The organism is Pseudomonas sp. Z18(2022) (assembly GCF_036346535.1).
Lineage (GTDB): Bacteria > Pseudomonadota > Gammaproteobacteria > Pseudomonadales > Pseudomonadaceae > Aquipseudomonas > Aquipseudomonas yamanorum_A.
On record NZ_JAOTOA010000029.1, the window covers coordinates 56,581 to 72,376 of the forward strand.

14 protein-coding genes are annotated in these 15,796 nt (G+C 63.0%); 2 read left to right on the forward strand and 12 right to left on the reverse strand.

What is annotated here, in order from left to right; all coding sequences use genetic code 11:
• Window positions 1-312: 312 nt before the first annotated feature.
• Window positions 313-1,212: a DMT family transporter gene (locus tag V3W39_RS30865; protein WP_177048636.1), complete on the forward strand. Its 900-nt coding sequence runs from the start codon at window positions 313-315 to the stop codon at window positions 1,210-1,212.
• A gap of 121 nt (window positions 1,213-1,333) precedes the next feature.
• Here V3W39_RS30865 and V3W39_RS30870 read toward each other — a convergent pair whose 3' ends face one another.
• Genes V3W39_RS30870 through V3W39_RS30885 form a run of 4 tightly spaced genes read right to left on the reverse strand, consistent with a single transcriptional unit; the run spans window position 1,334 to window position 4,575 of the window.
• On the reverse strand, window positions 1,334-2,551 hold the full coding sequence (locus tag V3W39_RS30870) for a class I SAM-dependent methyltransferase (RefSeq protein ID WP_177079801.1): 1,218 nt from the start codon (window positions 2,549-2,551) through the stop codon (window positions 1,334-1,336).
• Window positions 2,552-2,592: 41 nt separating this feature from the next.
• Window positions 2,593-3,210 carry a TPM domain-containing protein gene (locus tag V3W39_RS30875; RefSeq protein WP_177048641.1) on the reverse strand — a complete coding sequence of 206 codons (618 nt, stop codon included), beginning with the start codon at window positions 3,208-3,210 and terminating at the stop codon, window positions 2,593-2,595.
• Window positions 3,211-3,238: 28 nt separating this feature from the next.
• On the reverse strand, window positions 3,239-3,967 hold the full coding sequence (locus V3W39_RS30880; protein ID WP_177048643.1) for a TPM domain-containing protein: 729 nt from the start codon (window positions 3,965-3,967) through the stop codon (window positions 3,239-3,241).
• Window positions 3,967-4,575, reverse strand: a complete 609-nt coding sequence (locus tag V3W39_RS30885; RefSeq protein WP_088426967.1) for a LemA family protein — start codon at window positions 4,573-4,575, stop codon at window positions 3,967-3,969. The genes V3W39_RS30880 and V3W39_RS30885 overlap by 1 nt, the downstream gene beginning before the upstream one ends.
• A 214-nt stretch (window positions 4,576-4,789) precedes the next feature.
• On the opposite strand from V3W39_RS30885, the gene bglX reads away from it, so the two are divergent.
• Window positions 4,790-7,081: a beta-glucosidase BglX gene (gene bglX, locus V3W39_RS30890; protein ID WP_330213987.1), complete on the forward strand. Its 2,292-nt coding sequence runs from the start codon at window positions 4,790-4,792 to the stop codon at window positions 7,079-7,081.
• Between the two features lie 162 nt (window positions 7,082-7,243).
• On the opposite strand, the gene V3W39_RS30895 is transcribed toward bglX, so the two are convergent.
• The 8 genes from V3W39_RS30895 to V3W39_RS30930 all read right to left on the reverse strand — a co-directional run bounded on the left by V3W39_RS30895 (window position 7,244) and on the right by V3W39_RS30930 (window position 15,602).
• Complete coding sequence (locus V3W39_RS30895) at window positions 7,244-8,401, reverse strand: phospholipase D-like domain-containing protein (protein ID WP_330213988.1); 1,158 nt, start codon at window positions 8,399-8,401, stop codon at window positions 7,244-7,246.
• 1 nt (window position 8,402) lies between these two features.
• The gene (locus tag V3W39_RS30900) at window positions 8,403-8,984 is read right to left on the reverse strand and encodes a YceI family protein (protein WP_177048649.1); all 582 of its coding nucleotides are present in this window, start codon (window positions 8,982-8,984) and stop codon (window positions 8,403-8,405) included.
• Window positions 8,985-9,091: 107 nt separating this feature from the next.
• Entirely contained in the window at window positions 9,092-9,898 is an 807-nt protein-coding gene (locus tag V3W39_RS30905) for a helix-turn-helix domain-containing protein (RefSeq protein WP_177048651.1), read from the reverse strand.
• Between the two features lie 64 nt (window positions 9,899-9,962).
• Window positions 9,963-11,405, reverse strand: a complete 1,443-nt coding sequence (locus tag V3W39_RS30910) for an amidase (RefSeq protein WP_177115881.1) — start codon at window positions 11,403-11,405, stop codon at window positions 9,963-9,965.
• On the reverse strand, window positions 11,402-12,712 hold the full coding sequence (locus tag V3W39_RS30915) for a citrate-proton symporter (RefSeq protein WP_169387278.1): 1,311 nt from the start codon (window positions 12,710-12,712) through the stop codon (window positions 11,402-11,404). Before V3W39_RS30915 ends, V3W39_RS30910 begins: the two co-directional genes overlap by 4 nt.
• Before the next feature lie 56 nt (window positions 12,713-12,768).
• Window positions 12,769-13,944, reverse strand: a complete 1,176-nt coding sequence (locus V3W39_RS30920) for a M20 aminoacylase family protein (RefSeq protein ID WP_177048657.1) — start codon at window positions 13,942-13,944, stop codon at window positions 12,769-12,771.
• Between the two features lie 267 nt (window positions 13,945-14,211).
• Complete coding sequence (locus tag V3W39_RS30925) at window positions 14,212-14,526, reverse strand: amidase (protein WP_177115882.1); 315 nt, start codon at window positions 14,524-14,526, stop codon at window positions 14,212-14,214.
• The gene (locus V3W39_RS30930) at window positions 14,523-15,602 is read right to left on the reverse strand and encodes a serine hydrolase domain-containing protein (RefSeq protein ID WP_330213989.1); all 1,080 of its coding nucleotides are present in this window, start codon (window positions 15,600-15,602) and stop codon (window positions 14,523-14,525) included. The genes V3W39_RS30925 and V3W39_RS30930 overlap by 4 nt, the downstream gene beginning before the upstream one ends.
• Window positions 15,603-15,796: the final 194 nt, after the last annotated feature.

Consider the following 15,796-nt stretch of genomic DNA (forward strand, 5'->3'; position numbering starts at 1 on the left):
GGGACATTCCTCCGGTTGAACGGTTGGGCAGACAAGAGTAGCCAAGATAGACCCGCAGGCTTGATCCGGGTAATGGCCCGCTACTACATCAGCACCCCGGCTTGTGTGGGAGCCGGGCTTGCCCGCGATGCAGACACCTCGGCCTGACAGGTAAACTGCGTTGATCCCATCGCAGCCTCGCCAAGGCTCGACAGCTCCCACATGAACCCAAAACTGTACGGCTCAATCTGCACCTAGCTGTAAGCCCGTGTTTGCGGGGCTTTGTGGCTAGATGAACGTCCACTTCCGGCCCATTCGATTCTGGTTCCTTCCATGAGCTCCCGCGAAAATACCGGCATGGCCCTCGGCCTGCTGGGCGTCGTCATCTTCAGCCTTACCCTGCCCTTCACCCGTATCGTGGTGCAGGAAATCCACCCGCTGCTCAATGGCCTGGGCCGGGCGTTGTTTGCGGCGGTGCCGGCGGCGGCGTTGTTGCTGTGGCGCCGTGAGCGCTGGCCCACCTGGCGCCAGGTGCGCGGGCTGACGCTGGTGATTGCCGGGGTGATCCTGGGTTTCCCGGTGCTCTCGGCCTGGGCCATGCAAACCTTGCCGGCGTCCCATGGCGCCCTGGTCAACGGGTTGCAGCCGCTGTGCGTGGCGCTGTATGCGGCGTGGCTGTCCCATGAGCGGCCGTCAAAAGCCTTCTGGGCCTGCGCGGCGCTGGGCAGTGCGTTGGTGCTGAGTTATGCGTTGATCACCGGGGCCGGCAGTATCCAGGCGGGCGACCTGTTGATGCTCGGGGCGATTGCGGTGGGTGGCCTGGGTTATGCCGAAGGCGGCCGTTTGGCCAAGGAGATGGGCGGCTGGCAGGTGATCTGCTGGGCGCTGGTGCTGTCGACACCGGTATTGATCGGGCCGGTGGCGTACCTGGCGCTGCAACACCAAGGGCCGATTTCCATGCACACCTGGTGGGCGTTCGGCTATGTGTCGCTGTTTTCGCAGTTCCTGGGGTTCTTCGCGTGGTACGCGGGGCTGGCCATGGGCGGCATCGCCCGGGTCAGCCAGATTCAGCTGTTGCAGATCTTTTTCACCATCGCGTTTTCGGCGCTGTTTTTTGGTGAGCACATCGAGCCGATTACCTGGCTGTTTGCCTGCGGGGTGATTGTGACGGTGATGCTGGGGCGCAAGACCAGTGTGAAGCCTGCGCCAGCTGCCAAGGCCAGCACGGTCTAATGTGGGAGCTGGCTTGCCTGCGATGCGGGCACCGCGGTGTATCAGGCAAACCGAAGTGATGCCATCGCGGGCAAGCCCGGCTCCCACAGGCTGGCTTTCACATTTTTGATTTGCGTCGTTCTCAGGCCAGGTAACCGTCCGCTCGAAGCAGGGTTTCGAGGCAATGTTCAGTGATGTTGTAGAACGCCTTGAGCTCCTGGATTTTCTCCAGGAGTTGGACGTTATCCACCGGCTCGGCGCGTTTCACGGCAAGGATCATCTTGTTCTTGTTGGTATGTTCCAACGAGATGAACTCAAACACCTTGGTCTCATAACCGCACGCTTCAAGAAACAACGCCCGCAGGCTGTCGGTCACCATTTCCGCCTGCTGGCCCAGGTGCAGGCCGTATTGCAGCATCGGCTTGAGCAGCGCCGGGCTCTGGATCTGCAAACGAATCTGCTTATGGCAGCACGGCGAGCACATGATGATCGACGCCCCGGAGCGAATGCCGGTGTGAATCGCGTAGTCGGTGGCGATGTCGCAGGCATGCAGGGCGATCATCACGTCCAGTTCGCTGGGCGCGACGCTGCGCACATCACCGCACTTGAATACCAGCCCCGGGTGCTCCAGGCGGGCGGCGGCGTTATTGCACAGGGTCACCATGTCTTCGCGCAATTCCACGCCGGTGACTTCACCTTCGGCATTGAGGGTGTTGCGCAGGTAATCGTGGATGGCAAACGTCAGGTAGCCCTTGCCCGAACCAAAGTCCGCGACCCGCACCGGCTGGTCCAGCTTCAGCGGTGACGTGGTCAGCGCATGGCTGAACACTTCGATGAACTTGTTGATCTGCTTCCACTTGCGCGACATCGCCGGGATCAGCTCATGCTTGGCGTTGGTCACGCCAAGGTCAGCAAGGAACGGCCGGGTGAGGTCCAGGAAGCGATTCTTCTCGCGGTTATGCTCGGCAGACGGCGCTTCGCGCAGTTGTTGCGGCTTGCTTTTGAACAGCGAGCTTTTGTTCTTCTTGCTGTATTCCAGCTGGGCTTCGTCGGTCACCGAGAGCAGGTGCGCGTTCTTGAACGACGCCGGCAACAGCTCGGCAATCGCCGCCACGCCGTCAGCCAGGGAGAAATTCTTGGTGATGTCGCGGGTCTTGTAGCGGTAGACGAAGGACAGGCAAGGCTGATCCTTGACCGTCAGTTGCTTGATGATCAGCTTCTGCAGGTCGGGCTCGGTGCCGACGTACTTGGCCAGCACCAGCTTGATAAAGGCGTTTTGCTCAAGGCTCGCGCCGAGCAGTTCGAGGAACTGCGCGTGATGATCCGGCGCGGGGCTGGCAGGTTTAGCGGTGGCAGACATGAACAAAAACGCCTCGGGCAGGGAATGCCGGGAATTTTACACTACTCCAACACCACCAACCGATTCGGTAACTCATTGCGCGCATGGGTCACCGGCACATGCTCCTTGAGCAGCTCCCCACAGGCTTCGATGCAGCTGATAAACCCGGCCAACGTCTGGCCTTGTTTCACCTGGCGGGTGAAGTCCTTGACGATCGCGTCCCAGCTGCTGTCATCCAGGCGCGTGGAAATGCCCTTATCCACCAGGATTTCCACATACCGCTCCGCCTCGCTGACAAAAATCAGCACCCCGGTACTGCCCAGCGTGTGGTGCAGGTGCTGCTCCAGGAACTGCCGCCGCGCCAGGTTGGACGCACGCCAATGCCGCACCGAGCGCGGGATCAGCCGCGTGGTGACCTTGGGCAACCGGAACACCAGGCACAGCACGACAAACGTGCCCCACTGCGCCAGCAGCAAGGTGTACATGGTCAGCCAGCCCGACAAATAGTGAATGATCCCCGGTACCACCAGCGCCAACAGGCTGGCCCACAGCAGCGGGATGTAGGCGTAGTCGTCGGCACGGGCCGCGAGCACGGTCACCAGTTCGGCGTCGGTCTGTTGCTCGACCCGGGCGATCGCCTCGGCGACCTGGCGTTGCTCGTGTTGACTCAGTAATGCCATGGTTGTTGATGCTCTCTAGTTATTGTCATTACCAGCCGCCCGAGGCGCCACCGCCGCCAAAACCACCGCCGCCGCCCCTGAAGCCACCACCGCCACCGCCTCCCCCGCCGCCTCGGCCACTGCTGCTGAGAATCGCCAGCAGGATAGCGCCAACGGGCAGGCCCATGCGATTGCACAGCCACAACACCGCCAGCAGCAGGATAAACAGACCAAAGGAGATGCCCGGGTTTTGCGTGGCGAAGTTGGCCTCGGACACATGCGCCGGCACCGCCAGCGGATCGCCGCCTACCACCTGCAGCATCGCCGCCACGCCGTCGCTGATGCCCTTGCTGTAGTTGCCCGCCTTGAACGCCGGGGTGATCACCTGGTTGATGATCACCCAGGACTGCGCGTCCGTGAGTACGCCTTCCAGGCCATAACCCACTTCGATACGGATCTTGCGCTCGTCCCGGGCGACGATCAGCAGCGCGCCGTTGTCCTTGCCCTTCTGGCCGATGCCCCAGGCGCGGCCCAGTTGATAACCGAAGTCTTCAATAGGCACGCCTTGCAGGTCGGGCACGGTGACCACCACGATCTGGTCGCCGCTGGTCTGCTCCAGCGCCTGCAATTGCTGGGTCAGCTGTGCGCGTACGGCCGGGTCGATCATCTGGGCGTTGTCGACCACCCTCCCGGTCAGGGCCGGGAAATTCAGGGCGGCCTGGGCAGTCAGGCTGAAGGCCAGCAGCAGCGCCGCCAGCAGCCAAGCGCGCTTGCCCATCAGAATTTCACTTGCGGCGCTTTATCGGCATCGGCACTGGTGGCCTCGAAGTTGGCGCGGATCGGCAAGTCGCTGTACATCACGCTGTGCCACAGGCGGCCAGGGAAGGTACGGATCTCGGTGTTGTAGGCCTGCACCGCCTGGATAAAGTCGCGGCGGGCCACGGCGATACGGTTTTCGGTGCCTTCAAGTTGCGATTGCAGGGCCAGGAAGTTCTGGTTGGCCTTCAGGTCCGGGTAGCGCTCGGACACCACCATCAAGCGGCTGAGTGCACCGCTCAAGCCGTCCTGGGCCTGCTGGAACTGCTTGAGTTTTTCCGGATTGTCGAGGGTGCTGGCGTCCACCTGGATAGAGGTGGCCTTGGCCCGCGCTTCGATCACCGCGGTGAGGGTGTCCTGTTCATGGGCCGCGTAGCCCTTCACCACTTCCACCAGGTTGGGAATCAGGTCGGCGCGCCGCTGGTACTGGTTCTGCACCTGGGCCCAGGCGGCCTTGGCCTGTTCGTCCAGGGTCGGGATCTTGTTGATGCCGCAACCGCTCAGCACGGTGCTCACCAGTATCAATGCCACGGCCTTCCAGCCCCAACGGTAACCTTGTGCTGCTTGCATGGTGTTTCTCCTGCCAAACCTATGAAATTTGCCGACTGACGCGTTAGCCACGGGCTTAGGGCATAATCCGCCACCACCCACTGGATTGCATCGGGCCAATCAGCTAAAAGATGCCCAGCGCCAATAAGAGTTCAGAAGTGTGCTGCATTTATCTGAACAACACCCGAACAACAATAGACGCTCTCCGGTCCCAAGGCTGCGAGAAAGGATTTTCATGAAGAAGCTGTGTTTGCTGGGCCTTGTTGTCAGTTTGGCCACTCATTCCGTATTAGCCGAAACAAAGCCCGCAGTGCTCAAGGACAAGGACGCCTTCGTCAGCGATCTGCTGAAACAGATGACCCTCGATGAAAAGATCGGCCAGTTGCGCCTGATCAGCATCGGCCCCGAAATGCCCCGCGAGCTGATCCGCAAGGAAATCGCCGCCGGTCGCATCGGCGGTACCTTCAACTCGATCACCCGCCCGGAAAACCGTCCGATGCAGGACGCAGCCATGCGCAGCCGGTTGAAGATCCCGATGTTCTTCGCCTATGACGTGATCCACGGCCACCGTACGATTTTCCCCATCAGCCTGGCCCTGGCCTCCAGCTGGGACATGGACGCCATTGGCCGCTCCGGGCGCATCGCTGCCCAGGAAGCCGCCGCCGACAGCCTCGACATCACCTTTGCGCCGATGGTCGACATCTCCCGCGACCCGCGCTGGGGCCGTACCTCCGAAGGGTTTGGCGAAGACACCTACCTGACCTCGCGCATTGCCGAAGTGATGGTCAAGGCCTTCCAGGGCAGCAGCCCCGCCAACCCCGACAGCATCATGTCCAGCGTCAAGCACTTCGCCCTGTATGGTGCGGTGGAAGGCGGTCGTGACTACAACGTGGTCGACATGAGCCCGGTCAAGATGTACCAGGACTACCTGCCGCCCTACCACGCCGCGATCAAGGCCGGTGCCGGCGGCGTGATGGTTGCGCTGAACTCGATCAATGGCGTGCCCGCCACCGCCAACACCTGGCTGATGAACGACCTGCTGCGCAAGGACTGGGGCTTCAAGGGCCTGGCGGTCAGCGACCACGGTGCGATCTTCGAGCTGATCAAGCATGGCGTGGCCAAGGACGGGCGCGAAGCCGCCAAGCTGGCAATCAAGGCCGGCATCGACATGAGCATGAACGACTCGCTCTACGGCAAGGAATTGCCCGGCCTGCTGAAATCCGGCGAGATCGAACAGAGCGACATCGACAACGCCGTGCGCGAAGTGCTCGGCGCCAAGTACGACATGGGCCTGTTCGCCGACCCGTACCTGCGCATCGGCAAGGCCGAGGATGACCCGGCCGACACCTACGCCGAAAGCCGCCTGCACCGTGCCGACGCGCGCGATGTGGCGCGCCGCAGCCAAGTGTTGCTGAAAAACCAGAACAACACCCTGCCACTGAAAAAGACCGCGACCATCGCCCTGGTCGGCCCGCTGGCCAAGGCGCCGATCGACATGATGGGCAGTTGGGCAGCTGCCGGCAAACCCGCGCAATCGGTGACCCTGCTGGACGGCATGAATGCCGTGATCGGCGAGAAGGGCAAAGTGATCTACGCCCGTGGCGCCAACATCACCAATGACAAAAAAGTCGTCGACTACCTCAACTTCCTGAACTTCGATGCCCCGGAAGTGGTGGATGACCCGCGCTCGTCACAGGTGATGATCGACGAAGCAGTGAAAGCCGCCAAGGACGCTGACGTAGTCGTGGCTGCCGTGGGCGAGTCCCGCGGCATGTCCCACGAGTCGTCGAGCCGCACCGACCTGAACATCCCGCAAAGCCAGCGCGACCTGATCAAGGCCTTGAAAGCCACCGGCAAACCGCTGGTGCTGGTGTTGATGAATGGCCGTCCGCTGTCGATTGTGGACGAGAACGAACAGGCCGACGCAATCCTGGAAACCTGGTTCGCCGGGACCGAAGGCGGCAATGCAATCGCTGACGTTTTGTTCGGCGACTACAACCCGTCGGGCAAGCTGCCGATCACCTTCCCGCGTTCGGTGGGGCAGATTCCGACCTACTACAACCACCTGAGCATTGGCCGGCCATTCACCCCGGGCAAGCCAGGCAACTACACCTCGCAGTACTTCGATGACACCACCGGGCCGTTGTTTCCGTTTGGTTATGGCTTGAGCTACACCAGCTTCAGCCTGTCGGACATGGCGCTGTCGTCCACCACCCTGAACAAGACCGGCAAGCTCGACGCCACCGTGGTGGTGAAAAACACCGGCAAGGTCGATGGCGAAACCGTGGTGCAGCTGTACATCCAGGACGTGGCCGGCTCGATGATCCGCCCGGTGAAGGAATTGAAGAACTTCCAGAAGATCATGCTCAAGGCGGGCGAAGAGCGCGCCGTGCACTTCACCATCACCGAGGAAGACTTGAAGTTCTACAACACCCAGCTGAAGTTTGCGGCTGAGCCGGGCGAGTTCAATGTGCAGATCGGGCTGGATTCGCAGGATGTGAAGCAGCAGAGCTTCGAACTGCTTTGATCTAAAGCTGTAAACGCAGTCAGTGTGGGAGCTGGCTTGTGTGGGAGCCGGGCTTGCCCGCGATTGCATCACCTCGGTGCATCTGAAGTACCGAGGTGTCTGCATCGCAGGCAAGCCAGCTCCCACACAAGCCAGCTCCCACATTTGATCTCAGCGTCCTGGCTAGCCGCGGCGATCCAGCAGGTTAACCACCAACCGATCAATCCACCCCCACACCCGCTGCTTCACCCTCCGCCACAAAGGCCGCGACCGCCACGCCTCCAGGCTCACCGCCTGGCTCAGGGCAAAATCCCGCTCGAAACTCCCCTCCACCGCCAACGTCAGTTCCGGGTCCAACGCTTCCAGATTCGCCTCCAGGTTGAAGCGCAGATTCCAGTGATCGAAGTTGCACGAACCAATGCTCACCCAATCATCCACCAGCACCATCTTCAGGTGCAGGAAGCACGGCTGGTATTCAAAAATCTGCACCCCTGATTTGAGCAAACGCGGGTAGTAACGGTGCCCGGCGTACCGCACCGACGGGTGATCGGTGCGCGGCCCGGTCAGCAGCAAGCGCACATCCACGCCCCGCCCCGCCGCCCGGCGCAGGGCACGCCGTACGCTCCAGGTCGGCAGGAAATACGGCGTGGCCAGCCAGATACGCTGGTGCCCGCTATTCAGTGCGCGGATCAGCGATTGCAGGATGTCCCGATGCTGACGGGCATCGGCATACGCCACACGGCCCAAGCCCGGCCCGGTGGCCGGCACCTTGGGCAAACGTGGCAGGCCAAAATGCATGGCGGGTTTCCACGCCCGGCGATCGTCGTTGGCCAGCCATTGGCGGTCGAACAACGCCTGCCAATCCAGCACCAGCGGGCCGCGAATCTGCACCATCACTTCGTGCCAGTCGGCGCTGTCTTTTCCGGGGGTCCAGAATTCATCCGTCACGCCGGTGCCGCCGACCACGGCGATGGTCTGGTCGATCAGCAACAGCTTGCGGTGATCGCGGTAGAGGTTGCGCATCCAGCGGCGCCAGCTCAGGCGGTTGTAGAAACGCAGGTCCACCCCGGCCTCGATCAACCGCCGGCGCAAGCCCAGGGTAAACGCCAGGCTGCCGTAGTCATCGAACAGGCAACGCACCCGCACGCCACGCTCGGCGGCGGCCACCAGGGCCTGAACCATCGCTTCGGCACAGGCGCCCGCCTCCACCAGATACAGCTCCAGGGCAACCTGTTGCTCGGCCTGATTGATCGCTTCGAGCATGCGCGGAAAGAAACTCGGACCGTCGATCATCAGCTCGAAACGGTTGGCGCTGCGCCACGGGAACACTGCGCCGCTCATGTCAGCGCGCCGTGAAAATCAGTACCGCACCCACCGGCACCGACAGGCTGATCTGCGACAGGCCGGCAGCCTTGCGCAACGCGGCCACGCCCGGCAGCAAATCGAAATCCTCGGCATGTACTACCAACGGCTCCAGGGTCACCACTTGAAAGCGCCGGTCATCCAGGCGCGTGGCCAGCAGCTCGGCGCTGTAGGTTTGGGTCTTGCCGTGCAGCGTCACCGACAGCGGCAGGCGCAGCTCGTACTGCGCGCCGGGGGCCAGGTCGTTGATCGGTTGCAGGTTGATCTGGGCGTTGATCACGGCGTCGGGGAAGGTCTTGATCTCGAACAGGTCGTTGCGCATGCGTTCGTCGCGCAATGGGATGCCGCTGTTGATCGACTCCAGCTCGACTTCCAGCTGCGCCGCACCCTTGCTGTCGACCTTGCCGTGCAGCACCAGAAAGCGCTGCACTTCGGCGATGTCGGTGTTTTTGGTGGTGACGAACGACAGGCGTGAGGACTCGTTGTCCAGGTACCAATCGGCGTGGGCAGGCACGGCAGCAGCGGCCAGCAGCAGGAAGGCCATGGGTTTGAACAGGGACATAACGACTCGTGGGGCAAAAAACCTGAACGAACCTTAAGCGCAATGTAACGAGCGGCGCAAATCCAATGTAGGAGCTGGCTTGCCTGCGATACAGGCACCTCGGTCTGTCAGTTGTTTCGAGGCGATGCAATCGCAGGCAAGCCAGCTCCCACAGCTTGCTGTACATCGCGAATGGTCGACTCCAGGCTGGCCAGGTGCAGGCTCAACACCCGCTCCACCGGCGCCTGATCCATCGGCCAATGCAGCGCCATGCTGCCTACCAACCGCCCGTTGGCTCGCACCGGCAACGCCACGGCGCGAATCAGGAACGGCAGGCGCACCGGGTATTCCCAGTAGCCTTCGGTGCGCTGGCCAAATCCCTGGTGCTGGGATTGTTCACACGCCCGGTATTGCTCGTCTTCTGCCACCCGCTCACGGCCGGCCAGGCGCTGCACTTCATCGGCCGACAATTGCGACAGGCACGCCTTGCCCATGGCCGAGTGAAACAGGCTGGCGTGCTGGCCGACGATCTGGCAGTTGTTCGGGTAGAGCTTGCGCAGCACCGTGGGAATCGCGCTTTCCATCACCTCCAGGCGTTCACCGTCGAAGCTCGACAGGTCCACCACCAGGCCGGTGCGCTCGCTGAGGTCGAGCAACCAGGGCGCGGCACTTTCCACCAGCTGGCGCTTGAAGCGTTGCTGGGTGTCGCCGAACAGGCGCCGGGCTCGCAGGCGGTAACGCCGGTCGCTCAGGCCGCGATAGATCCAGCCCTGCTCCTGCAAGGTCAGCAGCATCCGCGAGACGGTGGCCTTGGGCAGGTGGGTCAGGTAATGCAACTCTTCGAGCCCCAGCGCCTGGTGCTCGCCGAGCAATTCGATGATCGCCAGTGCCCGCCCCACTGAGCGTACGGTTCCCGTCTCGGCGTCGCTGCCCATGTGTCGATCTCCTTGAGGCCAATGGATGATCTGATTTCACAGCAAGATACAGGCCCGTAGCGGCTCAGCCGGTCGGGGTAAGGCAACTGGGCGGTCGTCGTTGCACCCAGCGGGTCAGTTGTTCGTGGGCATAAGCCAGTTGCAACACCGCCCTGTCCGCCTGGGCCGGGCCGATGATTTGCAGGCCCATGGGCAAGCCCTGGGGGTTGAAACCCACCGGCACGTTCATGCTCGGCAGGCCGGCCAGTGTGGGACCTATCACCACCTCCATCCAGCGGTGATAGGTGTCCATCTCGCGCCCTGCGACGATGCGTGGCCAGGGCTGTTGTGCATCGAAAGGGAACACTTGGGCGGTGGGCAGCAGCAGGAAATCGTAACGTTCGAACAGTTTGCCGAGGGCGCGGTACCAGTCACTGCGGTTGACCGAGGCCTGGTAGACGTCCGCCGCGCTCAGTTGCAAACCGCCCTGCACTTCCCATTGCGCTTCGGGCTTGAGCAGCGCGCGTTTTTGCGGGTCTGCGTAGGCTGCGCCGAGGGAGCCCTGGATCAGCCAATGGCGGTGCGTCAGCCAGGTCTGCCACAGACGTTCCAGGGAGAATTCCGGCTGGCAGTTTTCCACCTCGCAGCCCAGTGCCGCAAAGTCCTTGAGGGCCGATTCACACAGGCTCATCACGCCGTCTTCCATCGGCAGGTAACCGTTGTAATCCCCCAGCCAGCCCAGGCGCGCGCCTTTGAAATCGCGCTGCAACGGCTCGCCGAACACCGCCGGATCCTCCTTGAGCGAAAGCGGCACCCGAGGGTCGTAGCCGGCCTGCACACTCAGCAGCCGCGCCACATCCGCCACACTGCGGCCCATCGGGCCTTCAGTGCCCAGTTGCTGCACGAACAGGTCCGGCGCTGGCCCATAGGGTACGCGGCCCAGGGACGGACGCAGACCAAACACGTTATTGAACGCCGCCGGGTTACGCAGCGAACCCATCATGTCGCTGCCATCGGCCACCGGCAGCATGCGCAGGGCCAACGCGACGGCCGCCCCGCCGCTGCTGCCACCGGCCACCAGGCGTGGGTCATAGGCGTTGCCGGTGGTGCCGAACACGCTGTTGTAGGTCTGCGAACCCAGGCCGAACTCCGGCACGTTGCTCTTGCCGATGATGATCGCGCCGCTGGCCCGAACCCGCGCCACGCTGATCGCATCTTCTTGCGGAACATGCTCGGCGAACAGCGGCGAACCGAGGGTGGTGCGCAACCCCTTGGTGGCCGCCAGATCCTTGATCGCCTGGGGCATGCCGTGCATCCAGCCACGGGATTGGCCCTGGTCCAGCTCCCGGTCGCGCTGCACCGCTTCGGCCAGCACATCCTCATCGGAGCGCAGCGAGACCAGCGCATTCACCGCCGGGTTGAAGCGCTCGACCTGAGCCAGGTACGCCTGCATCACTTCATGGCAGGAGACCTGCCGCGCATGGATCGCCCGAGACAGTTCGATGGCATCCAGTTCAACAATACTCAAGGTTTCACCTCGCTGGAAAACGGCGCCGGTCGTTTCGCCCGTGGCGCCTCATGCATGCAGTAAGTGCCCAGCAGCGTCAGGACGCAAGCGAACAGCACATAAAACGCCGGGGCCACCGGTGTGCCCAGCACCTTGCTGAGCCAGGTGACGATCAGCGGCGCAAAACCGCCGAACACCATCACCGCCACGTTGTAGGCCACCGACACCCCGGTGGAGCGTACTTCGATGGGAAACTGCTCGGCCAGGGCCGTCGGCGCCGGGCCGAAAAAGCCGCCGATGGCCGTGCACAGCATCACCTGCATCACCAGCAAACGCTCGATGGACGGTGCCGCCGCGACCCACACATACAGCGGGTACACCATCACGAAAAACGCCAGGGTGAACGCCATCAGGACCGGGCGCCGGCCCAGCCGATCCGACAGCAGGCCGGACAGCGGAATCACCACGGTCATCAGCGCCACCGCGAACATCTGCACCATCAATACCTGGTCCAGCGGCAGGCCGAGATTCTTGTGGGCGAAGGTCGGCATGTTCACCAGCACCACGTAGAACGACACCGTCGCGCCGCAGGCCAGGCCCATCGATACCAGGATGCTGCGGCGGTGATCGCGGATGACCTCCATCAAGCTCGGCGCCGCACCTTTGGCCTGTTTGCGTGCCTCGATAAACTCCTCGGGATCTTCCATGTGCCGACGAATCCACAAGCCCACCGGCCCGATCAGCAAGCCGAAGATGAACGGCAGGCGCCAGCCCCACACTTCAAGGGTTTGCGGTTCGAAGAAGTGCGTCACCAACGCCACCATCGCCGCGCCGCCAAACACCGCCAGGCACTGCCCCACCAACTGCCAGGAACCGTACAGGCCCTTGCGATGGGCCGGCGCGCTTTCCACCAGGAACGCCGTGGCACTGGCGTATTCGCCGCCGGTGGCAAAGCCCTGGAGCATGCGCGCGACCACGATCAGCATCGGCGCGCCCATGCCGATGGCGGCGTAGCTGGGAGCAAACGCGATCAGCGCGATGGAGATGGTCATCAGCCGGATGATCAACTGCATCGCGGCCTTGCGACCTTTGCGGTCCGAATACATGCCCAGCAGAATCCCGCCCACCGGGCGCATGAAGAAGCCGACGCCAAACGTCGCCAGGGCCATCAGCAGCGAGGCGTATTCATCCTCCGATGGGAAAAACTGCCGGGCGATGATGCTGGCGAGAAAGCCGTAGACGATAAAGTCATACCATTCGAGCGCATTGCCGATCACGGCCGCCACCACCTGGCGGGTGCGCGATACACCTTGTTTTGTAGCCTGCATGGGAACACTCCATTCAACCTGTTGGGAAAGGGTCCAGCGGCAGAAAAAGGAGGTCGTCAGGCGGGCTTGAGCCAGCTCTCGGCCAGCGCGCCCCAGTAGGCGGCGCCGGTCAACAGGATGTCGTCGTTGAAGTCATAGGCGGGGTTGTGGACCATCGGCCGCGAAACGCCGTTGCCGATAAACAGGTAACTGCCGGGGCAGCGTTGCAGCATCCAGGCGAAGTCTTCGCTGCCCATCAGCTTGTTGGTGTTGCCGTCGACGGCCTCTTCACCGAGCAGGGCGATGCCGACCTGGCGGGCGAATTCGGTTTCTTCGGGATGGTTGACCAGCACCGGATACGCCGGGCGATGCTCGATCTGCGCGGTGCAACCGAAGCTCGCGGCCTGGGTCAGGATGATCGCCTTGACCCGCTCCAGCATCAGCTCACGCACGCTGGCGTCCAAGGCCCGCAGGCTCAGGCGCAACACCGCCTGTTGCGGAATTACGTTGGCCGCCTGGCCCGCTTGCAGGGCGCCGACGGTGACTACGGCGGCTTCCTGGGCATTGATATTGCGCGCCACCACGGTCTGCAAGGCCATGACCATGCTGGCGGCGGCCACCAGCGGGTCGACCGTCAGGTGCGGCATGGAGCCATGGCCGCCGACACCTTCGAGGGTCACGGTGATCAGGTCCTGGGAGGCCATCATCGGCCCGACCCGCAGGCCCAACTGGCCGGCGGGCAAGCCCGGCATGTTGTGCATGCCGAACAATGCATCGCAGGGAAAACGCTCCAGCAGGCCGTCGGCGAGCATGGCTTCGGCGCCGCCCTGGCCTTCTTCGGCAGGCTGGAAAATCAGGTTCAGGGTGCCGTCGAACTGCCGGGTCGCGGCCAGGTAACGGGCGGCGCCAAGCAGCATCGTGGTGTGACCGTCATGGCCGCAGGCGTGCATGCAGCCAGCGTGTTGGCTGCTGTAGCTGGCGCCGGTGTTTTCGATGATCGGCAAGGCGTCCATATCGGCGCGGATGCCCAGCTTGCGCGAGCTGCTGCCATTGCGCAGCACGCCGACCACGCCGGTGTGGCCGATGCCGGTATGCACTTCATAGCCCCAGCTTCGAAGGGATTGCGCCACGAGGGCGGAGGTGCGGTTTTCTTCAAAGCCCAGTTCGGGGTGGGCGTGAATGTCCTGACGCACGGCGTGCAGGTCGCTGGCGACATCGCTCAGCCAATCCAGGATGTGCTGGTGTGGGCTCATGGTGATTCTCCTCGCAGGCGGGTGTTCCCGTTCTTTTTCGTTGCACACCGCCAGATAACCGCGATGTGCGCGGGAGGACAATCAAAGGTGGTTCCACCCTGTGGAACCTCAGCCCCACCTGTGGCGAGGGAGCTTGCTCCCGCTGGGTTGCGCAGCAGCCCCAACAAGAGCGCCGGGGCCTCTCAGACAATACTCGTTGGCCGGTTTTGGGGGCGCTTCGCACCCCAGCGGGAGCAAGCTCCCTCGCCACAAGTTTGGTGTGTTGGCTCAGGGTGTGAGGCGGCAGCCCTCGCGTTGGCCCAGCCATTGAGCACTATGGGTGCGGCCCAGGCCGCTGGCGGTGACCACGTGTTTTTCCGGGTTGTCGGCGAAGGCGCTGGTGGGCACGTATTGCTTCACATACCCCACGCAATAGTCGGCGGGGTTGCCTTCCACGTAGCGGCAGGAGCAGTACTCCTTGGCGGTGTAGGCCGCGATGATATCGGGGAAGGCTTGCAGGTTGACCCGCTCCTGCCAGACCCAGCCGAGCAACGCGAGCAGCAGCAAAACCAGCAGGCTGATGAAGGGATGGCGGCGGATCATGGTTGCACCGCCGCGAGGACGCGCTTGAGCAGTTCATTGTGGTGATAGCTGCCGTCGCGATCGTCGCCGTAGCGCACGATGACCAGCTGTTTTTCGGGCATCACGTAGAGCGCCTGGCCCCAGTGGCCCAGGGCGGCGAAGGTGTCGGCGGGGGCGTCGGGCCAGGGTTTGGCGGCGCCCTGTACTTCGCGATTGAGCCACCATTGGCCGCCTGGGACGGCTTCGTCCTGGCCGGCCTTGTAGTGGTCGAAGGGTTGGCGGTTGAAGTCGATCCACTCCTTGGGCAGCAACTGTTGCTCGCCCCAGCGACCATCGCGCTGCATCAACAGGCCGACACGCGCCAGGTCGCGGGCGGTGAGGTAGGCGTATGAGGAGGCGACGAAGGTTTCCTCGGCGTCGCTTTCCCAGGTGGCATTGCGAATGCCCAGGGGTTGGAACAGCGCGGTCCACGGGTAGTCGACGTAGGCCTTGTGGCCGAGCATGCCTTTGAGGGTGGCGGACAAGATATTGCTGTCACCGCTGGAATAGCGGAACGCCTGGCCGGGGGCGCTGAAGGTGGCGGTGTCGGCGGCGAATTCAGCCATGTCGTGATGGCCGCGGGTGTAGAGCATGGCGACCACCGAGGATTTCAATGGGGCGTATTCGTAGTCTTCCTGCCAGTCGAGGCCCGAGGCCCAGTGCAGGAGGTCGGCCATGGTCACGCTTGGGTGCTGCTTCATCGGTGGGTAAAAGCGTGCGGCGGGGTCGGTGAGTTTGAAGCGGTTTTCGCCGAAGGCCACGCCGAGCACGGTGGCCATCAGGCTTTTGCTGATGGACCAGGTCAGGTGCGGGGTGCTCGCGGTGGTGGGCGTCGCATAGCGTTCATAGATGATCTGGCCGTCGCGGATGACCAGCAAGGCGTCGGTGCGGATGCCTTTGCGGGTGGAGTCGTCGCGGGGTGGGAAGGCGTAGTCATCCAGGGCTTTGGCGGCCGGGCCGGTGAGTGGCTCGCCTTGGGTCCAGTCTTTGGACGGCCAGGTTTCGGCGTGGGCCGTCAGGGTGAACAGCAGCGCGGCGTAGAGCAGGCCTTTGAACATGGGCTTGGGACTCGGGCATTCAAGCCCGCGAGGCTAGCGGAGGGAAATGACGGTTTTGTTACTGGGCCTTGGAGGGAGTGCATATCCGTTATTTAGGTAACGGCCGGTTATGGTTCCGCTCTTACAGCGGCTCACTTTTGAAAAGCGCAAAAGTAAGCAAAACGCTCTTGCCCCACCACTCGGCACCTCGCTAA

Bases quoted from the DNA above. Each gene is read 5' to 3' on its own strand.
- V3W39_RS30895 (WP_330213988.1), bottom strand. From the start codon at position 8,401: ATGAGCGGCGCAGTGTTCCCGTGGCGCAGCGCCAACCGTTTCGAGCTG.
- V3W39_RS30915 (WP_169387278.1), bottom strand. From the start codon at position 12,712: ATGCAGGCTACAAAACAAGGTGTATCGCGCACCCGCCAGGTGGTGGCG.
- V3W39_RS30870 (WP_177079801.1), bottom strand. From the start codon at position 2,551: ATGTCTGCCACCGCTAAACCTGCCAGCCCCGCGCCGGATCATCACGCG.
- V3W39_RS30925 (WP_177115882.1), bottom strand. From the start codon at position 14,526: ATGATCCGCCGCCATCCCTTCATCAGCCTGCTGGTTTTGCTGCTGCTC.
- V3W39_RS30920 (WP_177048657.1), bottom strand. From the start codon at position 13,944: ATGAGCCCACACCAGCACATCCTGGATTGGCTGAGCGATGTCGCCAGC.
- V3W39_RS30885 (WP_088426967.1), bottom strand. From the start codon at position 4,575: ATGCAAGCAGCACAAGGTTACCGTTGGGGCTGGAAGGCCGTGGCATTG.
- V3W39_RS30930 (WP_330213989.1), bottom strand. From the start codon at position 15,602: ATGTTCAAAGGCCTGCTCTACGCCGCGCTGCTGTTCACCCTGACGGCC.
- V3W39_RS30880 (WP_177048643.1), bottom strand. From the start codon at position 3,967: ATGGGCAAGCGCGCTTGGCTGCTGGCGGCGCTGCTGCTGGCCTTCAGC.
- V3W39_RS30905 (WP_177048651.1), bottom strand. From the start codon at position 9,898: ATGGGCAGCGACGCCGAGACGGGAACCGTACGCTCAGTGGGGCGGGCA.
- V3W39_RS30865 (WP_177048636.1), top strand. From the start codon at position 313: ATGAGCTCCCGCGAAAATACCGGCATGGCCCTCGGCCTGCTGGGCGTC.
- V3W39_RS30875 (WP_177048641.1), bottom strand. From the start codon at position 3,210: ATGGCATTACTGAGTCAACACGAGCAACGCCAGGTCGCCGAGGCGATC.
- bglX (WP_330213987.1), top strand. From the start codon at position 4,790: ATGAAGAAGCTGTGTTTGCTGGGCCTTGTTGTCAGTTTGGCCACTCAT.
- V3W39_RS30900 (WP_177048649.1), bottom strand. From the start codon at position 8,984: ATGTCCCTGTTCAAACCCATGGCCTTCCTGCTGCTGGCCGCTGCTGCC.